This is a genomic window from Candidatus Woesearchaeota archaeon (genome assembly GCA_016187565.1).
Taxonomy (GTDB): domain Archaea; phylum Nanobdellota; class Nanobdellia; order Woesearchaeales; family JACPJR01; genus JACPJR01.
Genome location: JACPJR010000010.1, coordinates 1 through 15,220 on the forward strand (window position 1 = coordinate 1; position 15,220 = coordinate 15,220).

Annotated in this window: 12 protein-coding genes; 7 read left to right on the plus strand and 5 right to left on the minus strand. The window is 41.2% G+C overall.

All coding sequences use genetic code 11. The features are described 5' to 3' along the window. Positions 1–459 precede the first annotated feature (459 nt). A complete protein-coding gene (locus HYW21_02690) occupies positions 460–1,278 on the plus strand; it encodes a TrmB family transcriptional regulator (protein MBI2548234.1) in 819 nt (272 codons plus the stop codon). A gap of 176 nt (positions 1,279–1,454) precedes the next feature. Here HYW21_02690 and HYW21_02695 read toward each other — a convergent pair whose 3' ends face one another. From HYW21_02695 to HYW21_02705, 3 genes are all read right to left on the minus strand, one after another. Next, positions 1,455–2,165: a hypothetical protein gene (locus HYW21_02695; protein ID MBI2548235.1), complete on the minus strand. Its 711-nt coding sequence runs from the start codon at positions 2,163–2,165 to the stop codon at positions 1,455–1,457. Positions 2,166–2,229: 64 nt separating this feature from the next. After that, complete coding sequence (locus tag HYW21_02700; protein MBI2548236.1) at positions 2,230–2,772, minus strand: hypothetical protein; 543 nt, start codon at positions 2,770–2,772, stop codon at positions 2,230–2,232. A gap of 64 nt (positions 2,773–2,836) precedes the next feature. Continuing rightward, on the minus strand, positions 2,837–3,886 hold the full coding sequence (locus tag HYW21_02705; protein MBI2548237.1) for a tyrosine--tRNA ligase: 1,050 nt from the start codon (positions 3,884–3,886) through the stop codon (positions 2,837–2,839). A 226-nt stretch (positions 3,887–4,112) separates the two neighbouring features. On the opposite strand from HYW21_02705, the gene HYW21_02710 reads away from it, so the two are divergent. From HYW21_02710 to HYW21_02735, 6 genes are all read left to right on the plus strand, one after another. Continuing rightward, positions 4,113–9,365 carry a hypothetical protein gene (locus HYW21_02710; GenBank protein ID MBI2548238.1) on the plus strand — a complete coding sequence of 1,751 codons (5,253 nt, stop codon included), beginning with the start codon at positions 4,113–4,115 and terminating at the stop codon, positions 9,363–9,365. 256 nt (positions 9,366–9,621) lie between these two features. Continuing rightward, entirely contained in the window at positions 9,622–10,929 is a 1,308-nt protein-coding gene (locus tag HYW21_02715) for a hypothetical protein (GenBank protein MBI2548239.1), read from the plus strand. 115 nt (positions 10,930–11,044) lie between these two features. Further along, on the plus strand, positions 11,045–11,722 hold the full coding sequence (locus tag HYW21_02720; GenBank protein MBI2548240.1) for a hypothetical protein: 678 nt from the start codon (positions 11,045–11,047) through the stop codon (positions 11,720–11,722). After that, the gene (locus HYW21_02725) at positions 11,719–12,390 is read left to right on the plus strand and encodes an SMC-Scp complex subunit ScpB (protein ID MBI2548241.1); all 672 of its coding nucleotides are present in this window, start codon (positions 11,719–11,721) and stop codon (positions 12,388–12,390) included. The genes HYW21_02720 and HYW21_02725 overlap by 4 nt, the downstream gene beginning before the upstream one ends. A gap of 172 nt (positions 12,391–12,562) precedes the next feature. Beyond that, entirely contained in the window at positions 12,563–13,600 is a 1,038-nt protein-coding gene (locus HYW21_02730; GenBank protein ID MBI2548242.1) for a tetratricopeptide repeat protein, read from the plus strand. A gap of 79 nt (positions 13,601–13,679) precedes the next feature. Next, a complete protein-coding gene (locus HYW21_02735) occupies positions 13,680–14,222 on the plus strand; it encodes a hypothetical protein (protein MBI2548243.1) in 543 nt (180 codons plus the stop codon). 37 nt (positions 14,223–14,259) lie between these two features. Here the strand turns inward: HYW21_02735 and HYW21_02740 are convergent, their stop codons facing one another. Continuing rightward, a complete protein-coding gene (locus HYW21_02740; GenBank protein MBI2548244.1) occupies positions 14,260–14,730 on the minus strand; it encodes a hypothetical protein in 471 nt (156 codons plus the stop codon). 11 nt (positions 14,731–14,741) lie between these two features. Next, positions 14,742–15,170 carry a DNA-binding protein gene (locus HYW21_02745; protein MBI2548245.1) on the minus strand — a complete coding sequence of 143 codons (429 nt, stop codon included), beginning with the start codon at positions 15,168–15,170 and terminating at the stop codon, positions 14,742–14,744. Positions 15,171–15,220: the final 50 nt, after the last annotated feature.

The following is a 15,220-nucleotide window of genomic DNA, read 5'->3' on the forward strand; positions in this document are numbered from 1 at the left end:
TGAGTTGTGGCCGTTAACGCTGTACGGATAGTGTCCAAACGGCAGTATGCCTCAGGTCAGCTTCGTTTATTCCTTTAAGAAAGAGCACTTATTATGGTTTACGCCACCAGTCAGAGACTGGTGGAAAGGTTAGATTATAATGATTCTATACTTTTTATGTAATTCTCTATTCTCTGCTTACTCTTCAGCCGTAGAATACCATCCCAAAATCTCTACTAAAAAGTAACATTTAAATAGGAGTTCGCATTTATCTCTAAGAACAAAATCAGAAAATTCCCTCGGTGATACCTGTTTTGTGTGTAATCCTTGAAATTTATTCCAAATGTATTCATTTTCGTTGTGATTATAAGTTTGTGGTTATAAGCACTTCGCAAATATTAAAAAACGTAACATTTTAATAGGAGTGACATATAAGTAATTCCCATAAAGTTATATCAAAAAAAGAGGAGGGGGTTGTCCATGATTGTTAAAGAAGAATTTTTAAGCAAATTGAGAAGATATTTCTCGCTTAATCTTTACGAAGTTAAAATCTGGGCCGCGTTACTTTCACGGGGCGTTTCAACTGCAGGAGAATTAAGCGATATTGCGAATGTTCCTCGATCCAGGAGTTATGATGTCTTGGAATCTTTGGAGCGTAAAGGATTTGTGGTTATGAAATTGGGCAAGCCCATCAAGTACATCGCTGTTCCTCCCAATGAAGTTGTTGAGCGTGTCAAGCGAAATATGCATGAGGATGCTGAACACAAAATAAAACGATTAGAGGAATTGAAAGAGACTGAAGTTCTTGGTGAGTTGAACGCATTACATTCTCAAGGTGTTGAGCTGGTTGAGCCAAGCGACCTTTCAGGAAGCCTTCGCGGGAGACATAACCTCTACAACCATCTTGAATTAACGATTAGAAACGCAGAAGAAATGGTTACGATTATGACCACATCACAGGGACTTATGAGAAAAATCGAGGGGTTAAAGCCAACGTTTGAACAACTGAAAAAGCGTGGAGTAAAAATTCGTATTGCAGCACCCTTGACAAAAGAAACAGTAAATGCAGTGAAGGACATACTTGAAGTCGCTGAAGTTCGACATACCGATGCAAAAGCGAGATTTTGCGTTGTCGATGGCAAAGAACTGATCTTTATGGTGCTTGACGACAAAGAAGTGCATCCAACTTATGATGTTGGGATCTGGGTCAATACACCGTTTTTTGCATCTGCCCTTGAAACCTTGTTCGAAGTTGCTTGGAAGGATATGAAACCAGCAAAGGTTGTGCTGAAACTATAATAGAAAACCTAAATTTTTAATATTATTTGTTAGGTTTTCTAGTACATAATAGAGGAAAAAACATATTAAATACCATTGTCCTCTATTATATAAGCCATAAAACATTTTTATTTTTTCTTCATATTTTATTTTTCTCTTTTCTGTTGTAATCTTTCTTAACCAAAGCTGCTTTTCAACTATAGCTGCTCAGCTTTCACAATCTCTTGTATCTCTTGGTCAGAGATAGCACACCCTTTGAGTTTTACTCCCCAAAGAAGTCCCTCGATGAGGGTTTTTCGAGGCTCTGGAATCTGCGCTAGATATTTATCAAAGAACCCTAGTTCAAATCCGATAGTTACTAACTCTGTTGATCGAATAACCGGGATATTCATGAGGGCTGTCTGTAGGCCCACAACGTTTATTTCGTTCATGGTTACTTTAGTGTGTAATTTGCTCTCGAGATGGTAGACCAGATCTGTTGGAGATTCAAGGACCATTCGTGTTGTTCGTTCATCAATAACAATAGCATCTGCATGCAAAAGCGCAGCAGCAGCTAGCGTTTCAATCTCTCCGATATGCATGATTCTCATCCAGTTTCCTCGGGCACGATAAAGTGTATTCGCAAGTCCGAGTAATTCGAGTGTTTTTTGATGAAGCTTTTTGGAGTCAATAACCATTAATGTATCAAGAGAGATCTGTTGTAATATCTGCAATGCCTCAAATTTAAATCTCTTTGACAGAAGCGGCTTGTCAACAACTTCTTTCCTTACTACTGGAGTAATCAAAAATTCACCTCGAAACTTGTCTTTGAGAAGTGGAAGAATCTCGAGGAGATTATTCGTAGCGAGACTGATAATCGGGCCTGCATCAAAAACCAAACGTTTTGGCTGAAGAGTTCTTTTTTCCATGGTTTATTTTTTGACTCTGTAATCCTTTGTTTGATTTTTTAGGTCCTTACAGGATTATAGGATCTTATTGAAATAATCGTCGCGCAAAAGATAACCGTTCCTCCACACCGATACGTGGTTTCTGACGATCAACAATTTTTGTTTTGCCTATATATTCCATTAACTCCCATTGTGAAATACCAAGAACTTGGGCAGCCATTGCCGTGCTTAAGCCGTGCTCAAATAATTTTGATCCCTTCTTGACATCAGCATACTGAATAACCTCGTCGACAAATAGTTTCAACCGTGCATCATGTCTTCCAATGAGGCGAAATATTTCTTTTATTGTTTGTTTGTAGTGTTTAATTTTTTCACGGATCAAATAGCGATTTGCCTTAAGGAGCAGAGGGATTACCTGAATCTGTAGTTCCCGGTTGCCGTCTTCAATAACTTTAAACAGCGCATATATGGCAACAGCTATAGACACCGAATACTCATCTTGAAATATAGAAGCATTGTGGATGGTTTGATTACTTAACAACTTAAGTTTTTGAGCATCATTTTTTTGGAGCGCATGGGCTGCATTGAGAAGTATAGCGTTTATATCCTTTTTTACGGTGAGATTCATGTTTTTTTAGCGGATATTTAATGGGCGTTTGTAGGAAAATATATTAATTTTCGCAAAAAATTGTTTACTTTTGTTTCTCCATATCGGGAAATGCTTTGCCCATAAGCCCTTCTTTTCCTTTCATATGCATTCGTACTAATTCGAGCAGGACATTAATTTCTTTTGCAACAGCGTTCTTTAAATCCATGGGATGGAGTCGCTGTGCTAAATAATCTTTTTCCAAATCATCGTAGTTCTCATAAGAAAGATTTCCACCATACTTTGGCGATCGTTCAACAATAAATCTTTCATTTGCGTCGCTCTTATTGACCATAATAACCTGTTTCACAAAAGCAAGGACACCGTTTTCCTCAACACCTACAGGGCAGTGAGCCGCTTGAATTTTTTTCTTGACCGCATCTGCATCATCAATGACATCAATTTTTGATTTGTTATCTGAAGCAGACATCTTTGTACCGGTTAATCCTGGAAGCATTGGGGTCATAACCTCAATCCGTGGCTTATAGCCCAGAAGCGGTAAATTCTCGCGAGCAAAGGCTAAAATCTTTCTCTGATCTATACCACCATACTGAATATCAACGTCAAGATACTGTTCATCAAGAACCTGCAACAGGGGATACATAAATCCGCTTAATCGTGGGTGTTCGCCAAACCGAACAACGCCGGCTGCAGCGCGCTTACATCGTTCAAAAGTATTCAACGCAGCAAGACGATACATATCTAAGGTATAATCTTTTTGTAATTGAAACTCACTTCCACGGACAAAGGTTAGTCGCTTCGTATCTACATGCAATGATTCCAGCATTGCTGTAATAACTTCTTTATAATATTCTACTCTTAAGTCTAGTAATTCAAAAGGAGATTTTCGATCATCTAAGTGCGCATGAATGTCGGCAAGCAGAATGATAAACTCAAAATCTGCGTTAAGAAAATCTCCTACCTTCATTAAGGGAATGTAATAACCGAGATGTACTCTTCCTGTTGTTGCAAGCCCAATATACGCTCTGGGATGTTTTTTCTTTGTTAAGAGCTCTCGCAATTCCTCAACGGTAATGATTTCTTGGGTATTCCGCATCACCAGTTGCAATCGAGCATCAACATCTTTCTGATCCATATTCTCCCTGTTGTAATCTCCTACAAGATCTATAGTTATAATAGAAAACCTACATTTTTAATATTATTTGTTAGGTTTTCTAGTATATACTAGAGGAAAAAACATATTAAATACTATTGTCCTCTATTATATATGCTTATGTTGAGCAAAGAAGAAACATTTATAAACCTTTAGTTCTCTGGAGAGTATCAGAGTCATCAATATTCCTAAAAGAGGCGCATTTTGTATGAATCTTGGGAAGAATGGGCAGCATCAGGGTTACTGTTTTTTCTTATCTTTCTTGTTGAGTATCGCCTTTCTTCTTCTGTATTTACCATTGGTTTCTGCGAACACGTATGTTACTGATCTTAATGTGATTCTTTCCAAGACCGTCTATACCCTTAATGAATCTCTTGAGTTAAAGGGTACGGTTTACTTATCAAACTTCTCAACCAATGGTAGCGTTGTTCAAAATCATACTGAAGTTGCGAATGCATCAATTAATATTTCAGTCATCAATAAAGCAAGTGGTGTTGTTATCTCCTCAACAGGACTTACTGGTTCTGCCACAGGGACATTTTATTCACAGAGCAGTTATTTTTCCAATGCAACCAGAATTACGGCACCATCTACGTCAGGAAACTATTATCTCCGTGCCAATTACACCGATCTTGCAGGAACGGATTGGTGGACACAGATTGAATTTGAGGTTGCAAATCAAAGCGTTGATAAACTCATTGCGAGTACCGATAAGTCTGCATATAATCCCAGCCAGACCATGCAACTCTTTGTTGAAGCCATTGCAGAAATTAACGATGAGATCACGTTTATTCAAAATGTTTCTATCAATGGGTCTATCCGTAATAGTGCAAAAAGTGTTTTGAGTTCCTTTTCTTGTAATACAAGTACAACGGGGAAATGTACGGTTACAACAACAGCTCCGTCATCTTACGGAACGTATATTGTTGAAGTCAATAATTTTAAAGGATTCTCTTCCTTCACTGTAAAACCTTTTGATGCAATCCTTTCAGTGAAGGATGAATTGGCACAAAGCATCAAAGGAACATTTACGACTGATGAGCGAGCTTCTTTTGAAGTCACGGTTCTTACCAATGCAACTAATGAAACTTATCGGTTTAACGGAACGGTTACTGATAAAACTGGAAACATAGCAAAGAACATTAGCACAACTCTTCTTAATAGTACCAATGGGTATGTTAACCGATTTACCACAACCCTCGACGCCATTAACTTTCAACCAGGAACGTACTTTGTTACGATCAATATCACCAACCAAGATGGCACGATGATTCAGCGTACAACATCGTTCCAACTTCAGACATGGGATTTAAGCTTACAAAAAAGTGATCTTGACTCAGGATTTGCTTATGAGTATAGCGTCTTTGCCAACGCTACTATTGCCTTTCAGCTCTTCCCTACCTGGCGTGCGAATGCTTCCATCATTAATTCGATTAATACCACCACGTCCATGACACTCTTATTAAAGGATGGTCTCGACAATGCTATCTCAAGTGCAAATGCCACGTGGAACGCAAGTTGTGGAAAAGAAGGATGTTACACCTTTTCGCTGATCAGCCCTTCAAGTGCAGGTAAATATGTTATTTTGGTGGCGGTTTCCTTTAACAATCATGAGAATATCGTAACCAAGCCCATACGTGTTATTACCACGATGTTATCATCACTTTCAACCAATGGAGAAGGATCTTTAAAGGAGTTGTTCGGTACACAGGAGCCAGTATATATTACGTTTACTGCACAAAATTCTACAGGAACGGTTCTTTTGAGTGATGCACGTGTCGTCTCTGTTACTTATGGGAATGGTACTGAATTATCCTATCTTCAAGTTAATGCCTTTGATTCAGTGAACCTCAGCAATAACGACTCAGAATGGGCATGGAACGCTACAACACAAAAATTAAAGTTAGACCCACCAAGCGAGGGTGGACTTTACACGGTTTATATTAGTGCTGATAATGGGACTAGTGCAACAGCTGCTTCTTTTATCATTAATCCCTATGATGTTTGCCTTGTTCCTAAAAATACACCTGGGCAGGCTGGTGGATCAACCGGATACTATTATGTCTGGCATTTCAAGACGACTGATACGATCTACTTTGAAATGAAAGTTGCTGAGGCAAATAATCCGACGGGCCGTGCAAGTTTTAGCAATGCAACGAATAGCTCGTACGGTATGGGGCAGGCATGTACCTTAAATACCCAAACCCAACAAGCAGTAACCAATGCTACGATAACTATTGTCGAGGTTGTTCAGCGTGATACCGGAAAGGTATTTGTGTTAAATGCCTCACAATCAAGCTGTCAGGCAGATAACAGCCAGGGAAGTTATACCTGTACGATTAAAGCCCTCCAGGATTGGGATGGGGGGAGCTATAGCGTTACCTTTTTGATTACTGGCCAAAATGGCCAAACCCAAGACGTTGCATACGGAGGTTTTGAGGCGCGGGCATTTTATCTTTATGGTTATGCCTTAAATTGGCGTAATAAACCGACAAACAACATCAGCTTGAATGTCTATATGTATGAGGCAGGGAATAACTGGTGGGGCAATTATGGGAGTGGGGGTTTAAGTGGTACATTAACGGTAAAAAAAGTCCGCTATCAAGGAAGCCCGGGTCAGTGGATTTGGCCACCTATCGAATATGCTTATAATGTTTCACAATTAAATACGTCGACAGTTACGAATGGACAAGGGAATATAACTCTTCCTGTTACCTTCGCTCCTGGAGGAGAGTGGAAACCTGGCTCGTATAGCGTTACCCTCCAAGGTACCGATAGTGGTGGAACAAGTGATTATGGAGATGCATGGTTTGAAATACGCCAATGGGAGGTTTATGCTTCACCTGTTGAATGTTCAAGTGGAAGTTGTACGTCGGTGTACAACATTAATTCCAGAAATAATATCAGTCTGTACGTGACTATTCAGAACGCGGGAGAATGGGGACAAAGCGGTAATTCTCTCGGAGGTAATGTGAGTGTGCGGGTTAAGAAACTTCAGGATTGTCGTAAATGGCCTTGTGCAGATTTAAACGAAAGCAGCTACACAGCAACAAACATTACTGTAAGCACCTCTAATGGATGGTATTGGAGTGGTTCTATCAATACGGCATATCTCATCAATTTAACCCCCACCTCCGGGACATGGGGAACTGGTTATTATCAAGTTGTTCTTGATGTCAACGATTCAGAAACAGGAAGCGGGTGGTTTAATACCATTGCCTTTTATGCAGAAGCCCAGCCAACTGACGCTACAGGAAGTAATTGGAAGTATAGCATCAAGAACAATGAACCTATGTATTTCAAAGTGACAACGGCAAGAAGCCAGAAAAGTGGTTCTTATTACTCTTCTTACACCTCGAGCGATTATCTTAACACGACTATTGTTGATGCGGTTCTCAGAAGGTGGGATTCACAAACCTATCAACAAGTTGAATACACCTACCCTGAACAGTTTAATATAACTATTGTTGGAGGCGGCACAACGATCAATGGGACCAAGATAATTAATTTGTCCTATACAGGAGGAACGTGGCCCTCAGGATACATGAATGGAGAACTAACCCTTCGTGACAATGAAAGCCAAACAGCAACAGCATGGCTCTGGTTTGATGTAAAGCCCTTCCGTGTTGAGGTAACAACACCTTCATACTCTATAGATGCAAGTGCCTGTGTGAATGGTACGATTAGCATCCGTGAACCGGACTGGTCAAACAATGCCCTGCTTTCAGGTACGTATCGTATCATCTCGGTTATAGAGTCATCATGGCAAGGCTCATATTCTTCTGTCACCAATTATACGAATATAACCCCTTCAGGGACCTTTGGCGGGAATAGTAGCTTTAGTGTCTGCCCCAATAACGGAGCGTGGGGAAGCGGGAGCTGGGGAAATTACCATTATTTAACTATCCAAGTTGCTGATGCCCAGAATAATATCCAAGAAGGCTGGCTTTCCTTTAGAGCAGTTCCTTTCCAGATTAGCTGGGGAACGCCCATTGGTGGTACGAACATTCCAAAATCTAATAATATTACGGTTTCGGTTAGTGTTCAAACAAGTAGCGGATCAGCAGCAACAGGAAACTTAACCAGCATCTATCAATGGAGGTATGACTCGTATATAAGCACCCTAGAGTACTATAACTTTTCTGTTGGTAATTGTAGCACGAGAAATGCAGGAGTAACCCGATGTCAAATTACCGGTACGCAGAATTTGACCATTTATCCGCCATCTGGTTCATGGAGAAAGGGATACAATTATTTGACGACCCTTTGGAGTTCTTCCACAGATGCAACTTCAACAATAGAAAATTATGGTGGAGTCTGGTTTAATGCTAATGATGTCTATACCGGATGGGGAAGCGGTGTTGATATCAATGGAAACTGGAAATATAATTTCGGTCTTGATGAGAACCTTAGCCTAAGATTATATGTGAGAGATGTATCAAATAACCCTGTAACGGTTAATGTCACTAAAGTAGAATATTCTACACCCTCTGAAAGTTGCTGGAGTGACAGTTGCAGGGCCTACAGTACTGCCACGTTTGATCGTGTTGGTTCAAGTACGACAAATCTTAGCGACAATGCGATTATCCGGATCGTTAAACCCTCAGCCACTAACTGGACTCGAGGATATATTTATGTGCGTGCAACTGTAAATGGTTCAAGTGGTTATGCAGTTATTGATGCAGGAAGCGTTTATGTAAAGGACCTTGCCGGACCAACCATTAATGTCACGTCACCAGCAACAGGAACTACGTTTACTGGTCTAACCGGTGCAATAACAACAACTTTTCCGATTAACTGGACAACGACAGAAGACGCGACCTGTTACATTTATGTTGTGAATTACGATAACTTTTACTCATGGTACTGTCCGGTATCGTATACGTGGTATAATATTAGCTCGACTGTCTATTGTAACAACACCGTCTATCGTGGTTCAACATATATTTATGATTATGCTGGTAGTTATTACCGCTCATGGAGCGATGGCTCGTCTTATGGATGGACGTCTGCAGCAACCGGTCTCACTACCGGAGGAAGAAATCATTCCTTCGCTTACGGTAATGCTATACTTTTACCTCAAGATTACGGCGTACAGATCTATTGTTCTGATATTGATTGGAACTATGCCTATGGTTGGTCAGTGTTTAGATACTCTTCGCGTGCAAATGTCACACTTGGGAGCCCTTCAAACAATGTAATCATTAATATGACGAATCCAACGCTGAACTACACGCTTGCTGGACCTGCCTCAGCAAATTGTAGTCTCTATAGCAACAAAACAGGAACATGGGCAATCAACACAACGAGTAGCTCGGTTACTCGTGGACAGCGATCTTTTACAACCCTTTGGAGAAATGGAACGTTCCTTTGGAATGTCTACTGCATTGACACAACAAATACCACAAATACGGATTGGGGAGATCAAAATTGGACATTTACCAATAATTATACCGGGTAGTCACCAAAAATCAAGCTTCATCCAAAAATCCGCTAACGCTTAAGTTAGCAGCTTCAAAGTCCTTGATGGTATCTTTGAAGTCCGACATTCCCCGTAAGGGACATCCCCCTTGTCGGTTGGATTCAATCATTTGATGGGACTTTGACTTGAGGCTGCTAACCCTTTTTTTGGATGAAGCTCAAAAATCATTAAAACATATTAAGAAGATTGATTCCTTCATTATCAAATTCAAATTGCGTTAAAAAAAGAGGTGGAGATGGTGTATCAACAAAGTACAGAAAGATGCATGCGTAGCATTGGCATTTTTGTTTTATGTTTCTTCTCTTTCCTGATTATCCTTCCACAAAGTATTGCAGTAGCAGATTTGGAAGTCGTTGCCTTTTCCTGTAGCCCCGATGAAGTCGCTTTGAATGATCAATTCTCCTGTACAGCAACCATTCAAAATACAGGAGATGCTGCTGGAAATTTAGGAACAGCAACCCTCTATCCTGATAGTACGAGTTGGCTTGAGGACTCTAATTATCTTGAAACCATTAATACTAATGTTAATTCAGGTGCTACTGTAGAGGTTGTCTTTGATTCGTTAAAGGGAAAAAAGACCGGAGCTAATGGGTTCTCAAAGATTATGATTGGTGAGGTTACTGACACCTATGTTGCCGATAACAGCATCGAAGTCAATGTCATCAATCTCTTGTTGCTTGTCAATTCATCTGCCACAAGCGGGTCTTCGAGCAGTACCGTTCGCGTCACAGCGCAAACAACAACCGGGGGGAATGCAGATATTACCATGACCTTTTCCGTAACTGCTGGAGACTGTAGTATCGGAAGCCAGCTTTCTTCGGTTACCACAAACAATACTCAGGATGGCCAGACGGTCTCTCATACATGGACGGTTACGTTAGGAACAGCTAACTGTAGCTATACGGTTACTGCAGAAGCCCAGAGCAATCCTGATGGGTCTGCAAGCAAAAGCGACGCTGCAAGTGGCACAATAACTCTTAGCTCCTCAGACTCTGATGATGATGACTCTAGCCCTGGATCGACAAGTAGTGGGGGAGGAAGTGGAGGAGGATTTCAAACCACCAAAAATACGACTATTGCCTGTGCAGATGGTATCGATAATGACAATGATACCCTTATTGATCTCAAAGATCCTGGATGTGAGTCCAATCTAGATATTGATGAAACAGATAAAAAGATATGTACTCAATCGTGGGCGTGTAATGATTGGGACGAATGTTTCGAGGGCAGACAAACACGAACGTGTACTGAAAGCAACGATTGCCTTACAAAAAAAACAGAGGGGCTTGTCGATCAAGTTATTGAAATAACTCCGCCGGATGAAAAACAACCATGTTTATGGGTAGAAACAACTAATGAAAGCCAAGAAATAAAGCCTCAAAATGCAACCGGGAAGATAAAAGGGGTTGCATCTGATGTTAAAGAACTGGCAACAGGAGAAGAGGCACCTGCATTTTGGACCGTACTCTTGGCAGTTTTTGTTTTCGTCGGTTTGGGAATTTATATCTACCTGTACATCTTTGCCAAAGAATGGAAAAAATAGGGATCTCTAAGATATTTTTGTGAGTTTTCCTGATAAACTTTTGGAGCGATATCTTTATAAAGCTATGATGCTCTCTTCTTGAGTTGTTCTCTACGAACTTTAGAGAAAGATATCCATGACAAGACCCTCTCTGAAATCCCCGGACAAGAATGCTAAGGAACGAGAAGAACCAGACATAGTCACGGCTATGAGTAAACTAAGTGATGGAGAAAAAATTGAACAGGGCATGATGTATGGTCGGGTTATTATTGAGATGTTGGGAAGACCAAAAGAACATCTTGAAAAGACCTTTCGTGACTTCATTGGAGCCCTCCATCATGATCAGAAGCTGGATATTAAAAAAGTAGATATTGCTGAATCCCAAGAAGTGGAGGATGGTATGTACAGTATTTTTGCAGAGGTTGAACTCTGGTTTGCCGATGTTCCTAAAGTGGGGGCATTTTGTTTGGACTATATGCCTTCAAGCATTGAACTGATAGAACCTGAGGAACTGGTGTTTGATGCCCACGAGCTTTCCAACTATTTCAACGATTTTCAGGCAAAGCTCCATAGCCTTGATATGCTCGCAAAGAACCTTCAAGCCCAAAATAAGAAATTGATGGACAACTCGTTAACATTAATACGAAATGTTGTCCTTGTTTCGGTTCAGCAAAAACCGAAAACACTTGAGGATCTTGCAAAGAATGTTGGTCTTGATGCGGCACAATTAAAACCATTTATTGAAAAATTAGTAAAGGATAAAATTCTTCAAAAAGAAAATGAGATGTATAGCTTAGGGGTGGCTGGTCTATGAAGGATTACACCATGAAAGATTACACCCGAGAAGTTGAAGCCATCCTTTTTGCTGCAGGCAGGCCTTTAAGCCTTCAGGAGATTTCCCGTCTTTGTAATGTACGAACACTTGAGCCAATGAAGAAAGCGCTCCTTGCTCTTCAGCAAGAATATGAGAAAAAAGGTAGTGCATTGATGGTTGTTGAAGAGGCTAAGGAAACAGGAGATACAGAAAATAAGCAGAGTTCATGGAAAGTAACGATTCGTGAACAGTTTATGCCGTTAGTGCAGCAGATTGTTCCTCAAACCGAGCTAAACCGGCCAGTCATGGAAACATTGGCGGTTATTGCCTGGAAACAGCCAGTCTTACAGTCACTGATTATCAAAGTAAGATCAAGTAGTGCTTACGACCATATCAAGGAACTTGAGGACTTGGGCTTTCTTACAAGACAGAGGAAAGGAAGATCCATGCTTTTGAAATTAACGCCAAAGTTCTTTAGCTATTTTGATCTCAAAGGCTCACAGGATGCACGGGCCTTGTTTAAGGATATAAACGCCTCGGCAAACATCCAAAAGAAAGTTGAGGAGTTTAGCAAATCTGATCAAGACCAAGAGCCAGAACCCTCTCCGACTGACGTTCCTCCAGACGACAACAAGCCAGTAGAACCTCCGGTGAAAGATGCCCCGTAATACGCTTCTCTTGAGATGCCCACGATGCAAGCAGACCATGAAATACCAACCGCAAGGAACAATGCTTGCTCAAAAAGTAAAGCGTTGCGTGTATTGTAATTTTAGCATGAAGGTTACTCATTGTGTGGTAAAGAAAGTATCGTAGTTTAGATTGGACACAGGGGGATGAATTATGGCAGCAAAATTCCCAGAGCGACTGGAACATTTAGTAGTACTTGGCTATGATGTCGGCGAACATGCAGGACAACGGCCCCTAGGGATTCTTCGTAGCCGTGACTTACGAAATCATGTAAACGGACTTTCTTCGGATCCTCGTACCTTAGGAAAGGCAGTTCTTGCATTGGTTGATGATTATGCTCGGTTTTGTGCTCAAAATCCTGATGAGGTCAATCCTCGACAATCGTTTAATGAAGGTTTGCGGAGGATAACGAAAGGAGGGATTAGATACTCAGGCGACATGTCTGTGATTTTCTCTACAGAAAGGTCATCTCTTGATTTTTTCGACCTTGTTTCCCAGAGAGGTTACCATCTTGATTATGAGGGATCGGGGTTTGTTCTTCCACCCATGTTTGAGGTAAGCGAGTCTGTTCTTACCTCGGGCATCACTGTGCCAGGGAATGGCGAATATAGAGAAAAAACAAAGATAATGGATGGAAGAGAGGTTTGTTTCCGTGAATTTGGTGATCGTATGTATGTTGAGACTACAGCCGAGACAAGCTATCATGGAGATGGGTTTAGTCTTCATCGTATCCATTCTCCGTATTTCCAACCAACAACACCACGTATTGATACAAAGGTGCGAGGAGAACTTCAAGGAATTTATTTTTCGCTCGCAAATAGTCTCATGAGTGGAGCAACACCATGGGGTGTTATCCCCTCTTTGGAAACACAGCTCTCTCGTTTGGACCAAGCAGCTATTGCAAATCCAGAGCTTCGCGCAGAAATCCATCGTGTACTGGGTAATTGTTATGCATGGTGTAACAATGCTGAGACTGCCCGATCACATTATGAACAGGCTTTATCACTTGATCCTGAGGGGAAGCGTCTATACCTAGGAAAGCGTTATCTCTCATTAGGCGATCCACAGAAAGCAGCCTCGCTCTTTGGAGCAGCTATGATCCATGATGATCTCTGGACAGGAATTCGAGCGCTTCCTCATTACCTTCACGCCTGTTACCAGACCATGACCGGCAATCTGCAACAGAGCTAGTAACTATGATCCTCCTGTCGCAGAATCACCTTTTTGAGTACCCAATGATTTATAAATACGGAGTGTTTCTAGCTCCCCCATGAAACAAAAGCCCATGCATAAAGAATATGTTTATGAGGTAGAGCAGGCTATTCAAGCAATCCATGACGGAAGCTTTGAACATCCCTTTTTGCAGGTTTCTGATCATAAAGAACAGTCATATGATCTCAAGGAGGATATCCCTTCGCCCATTCCTTTGGTTCAGACATCTTCTTCTACCTATGCTCTTGATGAACGTGCTCATCCGCACTACAATGCTGATTATCTCCAGCAGCGTGAGGAGATGCTTGCAGATTGGTCATTACGGGTTCCTGGCAAACATGTTTCCAGGCTTCCGGTTACCATGATGGGTGGTATTTTGGGCTTTACTTACCTCGGAGCAGGGCAGATGACCTTACGAGATGATCTTGTGGGAGAACGAAGCCGAGAAGTGGATGTGCACGAAAGTATTCATACCCCTGATGAATACGAAACAAGAGTGTTAACGCGTTGGATCTTAACAAAAGAACCAAACACCTACCAGCAAGAGAGCTTTACCCAGACACGATCATACGGACATTCGGGAAGTTTTTATTATCATTGAAGATTATATTTCTTCGGGTGTTTAAATCTCGCCATTATTATAATGGTAAATATGCACGTACGGGTACTAATCTATCGGTAAGTTCGAGAATTCTTAATGGTCTCCCATCCATCATGGTGGTTTCGCCTGTCCTAAAATGAGGCTCGTTTGTGGCAATATCAATATAGTTTCTTGAAATTCTAGCTGCTTGCGCAACCTCATCATAAGGCAGAGCAGCGAACTGTCCAATTCTTGCAGTAAGATCGAGGAAATGAGCTATAACTGGATTAGATTCATAGCTTCCAATGTTCATGATTGCTGCACCCAAAAGCATCTCAGCAGTTTCCCTCGTCATTGGTACAGGCACTTCTCCAGAAAAAGCTCGTAATGGGCTATTCCCTGTTAAACTATCAACCATCACTTCATCAATACCAAACCTTCCATTCAACCGAGAAGTCATATCGGTAAAAAACAAAGAACTATAGCCTGTCTGTTCTCTATCCATTCCAGCGCCACCGGTTACAATCATTTTGAGCGTCCTTATTCTTGAAGGTTAAGAAGCTTGAGATTAAACTCAGGGTTTATTGTTCTCGTAACGGGGCTGGGTAATATGGTAACCATGATTTCCACAGTAATGGCTACTTCTGCTTCGGTGAGATGGCCACCGTAGGTTTTGTGGTCTTTATCGGCAATAGTGGCATGGGCATGAATCATGGGCTCCCCACTAGCAAGACTGAAGTTACCCGTTACATTCACTAATTCATACATGGCAGGACCAAACACCTTGGTGTCATACGCTCGCTTTGTCGATGAGAAGTAGCTGAGAGCAACATTCGTTACACCACCAATGCCCGTAAAACTACCAGCCATAATCTTTTCGCGCGCAGCAAACTCGCGTAATGATGCGATGACTTTTTCTCCTTTTTCGAGAACAACGACATAATTCTGATCGAACTTTTTGTAGCGCATTTTTACTTTGTTTTTGCTTCCTCTTCAATAGGGGATGTTTGGTGTTGGAT

What these genes read in the sequence shown, in the direction of transcription:
- HYW21_02690 (MBI2548234.1), top strand. Translation starts at nt 460, where the DNA reads ATGATTGTTAAAGAAGAATTTTTAAGCAAATTGAGAAGATATTTCTCG.
- HYW21_02695 (MBI2548235.1), bottom strand. Translation starts at nt 2,165, where the DNA reads ATGGAAAAAAGAACTCTTCAGCCAAAACGTTTGGTTTTTGATGCAGGC.
- HYW21_02700 (MBI2548236.1), bottom strand. Translation starts at nt 2,772, where the DNA reads ATGAATCTCACCGTAAAAAAGGATATAAACGCTATACTTCTCAATGCA.
- HYW21_02705 (MBI2548237.1), bottom strand. Translation starts at nt 3,886, where the DNA reads ATGGATCAGAAAGATGTTGATGCTCGATTGCAACTGGTGATGCGGAAT.
- HYW21_02710 (MBI2548238.1), top strand. Translation starts at nt 4,113, where the DNA reads ATGAATCTTGGGAAGAATGGGCAGCATCAGGGTTACTGTTTTTTCTTA.
- HYW21_02715 (MBI2548239.1), top strand. Translation starts at nt 9,622, where the DNA reads ATGGTGTATCAACAAAGTACAGAAAGATGCATGCGTAGCATTGGCATT.
- HYW21_02720 (MBI2548240.1), top strand. Translation starts at nt 11,045, where the DNA reads ATGACAAGACCCTCTCTGAAATCCCCGGACAAGAATGCTAAGGAACGA.
- HYW21_02725 (MBI2548241.1), top strand. Translation starts at nt 11,719, where the DNA reads ATGAAGGATTACACCATGAAAGATTACACCCGAGAAGTTGAAGCCATC.
- HYW21_02730 (MBI2548242.1), top strand. Translation starts at nt 12,563, where the DNA reads ATGGCAGCAAAATTCCCAGAGCGACTGGAACATTTAGTAGTACTTGGC.
- HYW21_02735 (MBI2548243.1), top strand. Translation starts at nt 13,680, where the DNA reads ATGAAACAAAAGCCCATGCATAAAGAATATGTTTATGAGGTAGAGCAG.
- HYW21_02740 (MBI2548244.1), bottom strand. Translation starts at nt 14,730, where the DNA reads ATGATTGTAACCGGTGGCGCTGGAATGGATAGAGAACAGACAGGCTAT.
- HYW21_02745 (MBI2548245.1), bottom strand. Translation starts at nt 15,170, where the DNA reads ATGCGCTACAAAAAGTTCGATCAGAATTATGTCGTTGTTCTCGAAAAA.